The organism is Streptomyces sp. SID11385, from assembly GCF_010548245.1.
Taxonomy (GTDB): domain Bacteria; phylum Actinomycetota; class Actinomycetes; order Streptomycetales; family Streptomycetaceae; genus Streptomyces.
Window position 1 is genome coordinate 1 of record NZ_JAAGLR010000571.1, and the last position, 4,880, is coordinate 4,880.

Below are 4,880 nucleotides of genomic sequence, written 5' to 3' on the forward strand. Positions count from 1 at the left end.
CCCTCGCCGCGGGCATCGCCTGCGCGGCCCGCGCGCGGGCCGGGCGCGCGCTCGGCACCGCCGCCGGGACGATGCTCCTCGCCTGGGGGCTCGTCAGGCTCTCGGTGGCCCTGCGCCAGGAGCGCTTCGACGGGGCGCTGAGCGGCACGCCCCGCCTGCAACTCTCGCTCGCCAGCACCCTCGCGTACGTCCTCGCGGGACTCGCCGTGCTCACGCTGCTCCGCACCCCGGTGCGCGCGAGCACGGCGAGCCCCGCGCCGGTCAGTCCTCCCGCGCGCTGAGGCCCAGCGAACGCCGCAGGAAGTCGACCTGGAAGAGGAGCAGGTTCTCCGCGACCTCCTCCTGCGGCGTCATGTGCGTCACGCCGGAGAGCGGCAGGAACTCGTGCGGGCGGCCGGCGGCGAGGAGCGCCGAGGACAGGCGCAGGCCGTGCGCGACGACGACGTTGTCGTCCACGAGGCCGTGGATCAGCATGAGCGGGCGGTGCGGCTCGCGCGCCTCGGAGAGGCCCTCGTCGGTGACGAGCGAGTTGTGCGCGTAGACCTCGGGCTCGGCCGCCGGGTCGCCGAGATAGCGCTCCTGGTAGTGCGTGTCGTAGAGGCGCAGGTCCGTCACGGGGGCGCCGCTCACGCCCGCGTGGAAGACGTCGGGGCGGCGCAGGACCGCCATCGCGGCGAGGTAGCCGCCGAAGGACCAGCCGCGGATCGCGACGCGCGTCAGGTCGAGCGGGAAGCGCTCCGCGAGGCCGTGGAGCGCGTCCACCTGGTCGTCCAGGCTCAGCGTCAGGCGGCGGTTGACCGCCTTCTCCCACGCGGGCGAGGGCCCCGGCGTGCCGCGCCCGTCGGCGACGACGACGGCGAAGCCCTGCTCGGCGAACCACTGCGAGGTCAGGTGCGGGTTGCGGGCGGCCACGACGCGCTGGCCGTGCGGGCCCCCGTACGGGTCCATGAGGACGGGAAGCGGACCCTCCTCCTCGCGGTACCAGGACGGCAGCAGCACCGCGCACGGAATCCCCCGTGCGCCCCCGGTCGTGAGCACCGGGCGCGGCGTGAGGCCCGGGGTCTCGGCGTACGAGGCGAGGCGGGCGATCTCCTCGCCGTCGCGCAGCACCCGGTACGTGGTCCCGAAGGCGTCCGTGGTCGCGGTCGACAGGACCGTCAACGGGCCGCCGCGCACGGCCGAGTGGACTCCCGCGCCCTCGCTGACCCGCTCGACGCCGAGCGCGCTCACGCGGTGCACGTGGATCTCGCCGGTCTCGCGGTCCGCCGCCTCCGCGCCCGCCGAGGCCGAGATCAGTACGTCGTCGGCGCCCACGTCGAGCACCGCGCGGACCTGGAGCGTCCCGCCGGTCAGCAGCCGGTCGCCGACCGCGAGGACCCGCGCCCCGCCCTCGTCCGTGATCCGTACGAGCTTGCCGTCCGGCGTCCACGCCGGGGAACCGCCGCGCAGCTCCACCCAGTCCGGGTCCTCGTCCGCGTGCACCATCCGCGTCGCGCCGCTCTCCTCGTCCACGCCGAGGTAGAGCACCGCCCGCTGGTCCCTGGACTGCACGAGCAGCAGCGGCGCCCCGGCGGCCGTCCAGTGCACGCGCGCGAGGTAGGGGTAGCGCGCGCGGTCCCAGGTGACCTCGGTGCGGCCCCCTTCGAGGTCGTACAGGAAGAGCCGCACGTCCGCGTTGGCCGTCCCCGCCCTCGGGTACGCGACCGCGGCCGGCTCGCGGTCCGGGTGCGCCGGGTCGGCGATCCACCAGCGCTGCACGGGGGACTCGTCGACGCGCGCGACGAGGAGCCGCGCGCTGTCGGGCGACCACCAGAAGCCGCGCGTCCGGTCCATCTCCTCGGCGGCGACGAACTCCGCGAGCCCGTAGGTGACCTGAGCCTCCTCGGGCGCCGCGAGCGCCCGGTCCCCGCTCCCGTCCGCGGCCACGAGCCGCAGGGCGCCCTCGGACACGTAGGCGATCAGCGAGCCGTCGGGGGAGGGGCGCGGGTCGATGACGGGCCCGGGCACGGCGAGCGCACGGCTCGCCCCCGAGCGCGGATCGGTCGTCCACAGGCGCCCCGACAGGGCGTACGCCAGCGTCGTGAGGGCGGCGTCGCCCGCGTACCCGACGATGCCCGCCGCGCTCTCCCTGGCCCGCTCACGCCGGGCGCGCTCCCGGGCCGAGAGCCGCTCGCCGCCCGCGCCGAGCAGGGCGGCCGGATCGGCGAGCAGCCGCTCGGTGCTCTTGCCGTCCTCGGTCACGTCAAGAACCCACAGCATCTGCGAACGATCGGTCCCTGACCTGGAACGAAGGAAAACGATCCGCGAGCCGTCCGGGGCGACGGTGAGGGAGCGGGGTGCTCCGAGGGTGAAGCGCTGACTGCGCGCGTACTGGCGGGGGAAACTCAGGGACTCCGTTGTCATGGCCCCAGCCTAGAAGCCCGGTTGGCGTACGGTGCGCCCCTCATGCTCCGGTGCGACGACTCGTGCGCAGCCACTCATAGTTATGATCCGTAGCGCAAGGTGGGTGCAGGTCCGCCGTGCGAAGCGGGTGCCCGGGGACAGCGCTGTTCCCGTGCCGCCGCACTCCCGGCGCCGGTCGCCGGGGGACTTCTCCGCAGTTCGCGAGCATGGGAGGTGAGCCGCCGTGGCGCTCTCGATTTCGGCGGTGGTCCTGATGTTGATCATCGTCGTCCTGCTCGTCAGGAAGTCGGGGCTGAAAGCGGGGCACGCGGTCGTCTGCGTGCTGCTCGGCTTCTTCCTGGCCGGCTCCTCGGTCGCACCGACGATCAGGGAACTGACGAACAACGTGGCGGGGATGCTGGGCGACATCAAGTTCTGAGCCGCCGCCACCCCGGGCGGCCACGAGGAGTGAGGGCGGGGGGCACGGGGGCCCGCCGCCCGCTCCCGGCGGGTGGCGCGCGGGGCCCGTCCGGCGCGGGCTCGTAGGCTGGGCCCATGACCGAGAACGCCCGCCCGCGACTGCTCCTCGTCCACGCGCACCCGGACGACGAGTCGATCAACAACGGTGCCACGATGGCCGCCGCTGTCGCGAGCGGCGCCGAGGTCACCCTCGTGACCTGCACCCTGGGCGAGGAGGGCGAGATCATCCCGCCCGCGCTCGCCCCCCTCGCCGCGGACCGCGCCGACCGGCTCGGCACGTACCGCGTCGGCGAACTCGCGCGCGCCATGGCGGCCCTCGGCGTCCGCGACCACCGCTTCCTCGGCGGCCCCGGCCGCTACCGCGACTCCGGCATGATGGGCGCGCCGCAGAACGACCGGCCCGGCTCCTTCTGGTCCGCGCCGCTCGACGAGGCGGCCGGGCACCTCGTCGCGGTCATCCGCGAGGTACGGCCCGATGTCCTCGTCACGTACGACCCCGACGGGGGCTACGGCCACCCCGACCACATCCAGGCCCACCGTGTCGCGATGCGTGCCGCCGAACTCGCCGCCGAGCCGGGCCTGCTGCCCGCCGCCGGGCCCGCGCACACGATCGCCAAGACCTACTGGAACCGGCTCCCGCGCCCCGTCGCCGAGGCCGCCTTCGCCGAGGCCCGCCGCGCGCTGCCGGACAGCCCCTTCGCCCGGCTCGCCGCCGTCGACGACGTCCCGGGAGTCGTCGAGGCCGCGCGCGTCACGACCGCCGTCGACGCCCGCGCCCACCTCCCCGCCAAGCTCGCCGCGATGCGCGCCCACGCCACTCAGATCACCGTCGCCGAACCCCTCTTCGCCCTCTCCAACGACCTCGCCCAGCCCGTCTTCGGCATCGAGTACTACGAGTTGGTACGGGGCGAGGCGGGGCCGCCGGGCGCGGACGGCCTCGAAGCGGGGCTCTTCGCCGGGCTCGTGCCGCCCTCCTCCTCCGCCTCCAGGGAGCCGCAGTCATGAGCAACAAGCCCAAGGTCCCCGCCCAGCGCACCGCTCCCGAGGGCCACTTCCTCACCACGCCGCCCAAGCCCGCGCGCGTCGCCGGATACGTGGGCGGCGCCCTGCTCGGCCTCGTGACGGGGCTCGCCGGGGCGCTCGTCCAGGGCGCGCTGCCGCCCGGCGGCCTCGCCCTCGCGCTCGCCGCGCTCGCCGGGCTCTGCTACGGGGGCGCCCGCCTCGCCCGCACCCTCGCGGGGGGCCTGATCCCCGCCGTCGGCTGGCTCGTCGCCGTCGTACTGCTCACCACGACACGCCCCGAGGGCGACTACGTCTTCGGGGCCGGGCTCGGTTCGTACGGGTTCCTGCTCGGCGGCATGGCCGTGGCTGTGATCTGTGCCACGGGCGGGCGGCCGGGCGGCTGGGCCGGACCCGGAGCGGTGCGTACGAACGCCTGACGGGGTACCCGGGCTCGTACCGGCACCGAACCCGGCAATGTCGTGACCGCGCACGTCACCATTCACGCGAAAGCCCCGGAAGCCCCGACTTCGGCCAGCGGGCCGGACGGAGGGCGTCCGGCGGCCAGTATGGTGGTGCGCGCCGCCGAGCCACCCCCCACCTTCGGCCGGGGAGCCCCCTCGCGGGAGGTCGTGACGGGCGGTGGAGCCAACCAGGAGAGCCTGCCTTGAGTCGTGATACTGAGAGTTCGTCCTCCGGCCCCCGGGGGAGCGGCGGCGGTGCCGCCTACCCCTCGGGCACGCCCCCGTACGGCACCCCGGCGCAGGGCGAGGACGGCACAGCCGCCCCGCAGGACGCCGCGGCCTCCGGCGCGGGTCGCTCCGAGGAGCGCAGGACCGAGACGACCATGACGACCCGGATCAAGATCAACATTCCGGGGTCGCGTCCCATCCCGCCCGTCGTGCTGCGCACGCCGATGAGCGAGAGGGAGAAGGAGGAGCGCGCCGCGCGCGGCGAGGACGCGCAGCACCCGGGCGGCCCGCAGGGCGCGCCGCAGGGCCGCGAGCGCACCCGGTCCG

The 4,880-nt window shown here is 75.4% G+C and carries 4 protein-coding genes and 2 pseudogenes; 5 read left to right on the forward strand and 1 reads right to left on the reverse strand.

Annotated elements, in window-relative coordinates; genetic code table 11:
* Positions 1–281 (forward strand): annotated as a pseudogene (locus tag G3I42_RS17400) (hypothetical protein); the annotation flags it as partial.
* Here the strand turns inward: G3I42_RS17400 and G3I42_RS17405 are convergent.
* Positions 262–2,403: a prolyl oligopeptidase family serine peptidase gene (locus tag G3I42_RS17405; protein ID WP_164287018.1), complete on the reverse strand. Its 2,142-nt coding sequence runs from the start codon at positions 2,401–2,403 to the stop codon at positions 262–264. The pseudogene G3I42_RS17400 and the gene G3I42_RS17405 sit on opposite strands and share 20 nt — an antisense overlap.
* A 223-nt stretch (positions 2,404–2,626) precedes the next feature.
* Here G3I42_RS17405 and G3I42_RS17410 point away from each other — a divergent pair, with 223 nt between their 5' ends.
* The 4 genes and pseudogenes from G3I42_RS17410 to G3I42_RS17425 form a co-directional block, all read left to right on the forward strand.
* A complete protein-coding gene (locus G3I42_RS17410) occupies positions 2,627–2,821 on the forward strand; it encodes a DUF2304 family protein (protein WP_164287020.1) in 195 nt (64 codons plus the stop codon).
* A gap of 116 nt (positions 2,822–2,937) precedes the next feature.
* On the forward strand, positions 2,938–3,867 hold the full coding sequence (mshB, locus tag G3I42_RS17415; protein WP_164287022.1) for an N-acetyl-1-D-myo-inositol-2-amino-2-deoxy-alpha-D-glucopyranoside deacetylase: 930 nt from the start codon (positions 2,938–2,940) through the stop codon (positions 3,865–3,867).
* On the forward strand, positions 3,864–4,301 hold the full coding sequence (locus tag G3I42_RS17420) for a DUF6113 family protein (protein ID WP_164287024.1): 438 nt from the start codon (positions 3,864–3,866) through the stop codon (positions 4,299–4,301). The genes mshB and G3I42_RS17420 overlap by 4 nt, the downstream gene beginning before the upstream one ends.
* Positions 4,302–4,528: 227 nt before the next feature.
* Positions 4,529–4,880, forward strand: a pseudogene (locus tag G3I42_RS17425) (hypothetical protein); the annotation flags it as partial.